The organism is Pantoea sp. GbtcB22, assembly GCF_019091025.1.
Taxonomy (GTDB): domain Bacteria; phylum Pseudomonadota; class Gammaproteobacteria; order Enterobacterales; family Enterobacteriaceae; genus Pantoea; species Pantoea leporis.
In genome coordinates this window covers 1-305 of sequence record NZ_JAGXKB010000075.1, presented here as the reverse complement: position 1 = coordinate 305, position 305 = coordinate 1, and the positions used below count along the sequence as shown (strand labels likewise).

General features: G+C 66.6%; 1 protein-coding gene. It reads left to right on the top strand.

Annotation, left to right across the window (positions count from 1 at the left end):
• Window positions 1–30: 30 nt before the first annotated feature.
• Window positions 31–305 (top strand): glycosyltransferase (locus tag KVT28_RS24825; RefSeq protein WP_217550796.1); only part of this gene is annotated, 275 nt, incomplete at its 3' end.

Genomic DNA, 305 nt, shown 5'->3' with positions numbered 1-305 from the left:
CTGTTCATTCCCGGCCCTCGGGAGGAGCCGGTGCCGATCGCGGAAACCAGGCCACAGCCCGAGGGCGCCGCGAAGAAGAGCCCGCTGGCCGCGGCCGTGCGCGTGCCGGCCTTCTGGGGGCTGGTCGTCGCCTTCGCGGGCTACGGGCTCGCCTTCTCGGCGATGAGCTTCCACCTGATCCCGCTGCTCGACGATCGCGGCGCGGAACGCGTCATCACCAACTCGCAAATGGTGAAGAATGAAATCATCGATTTCTACAATTACCGGCGCGACCGGATCGACGTGATCCGCAACGGCGTGCCGCT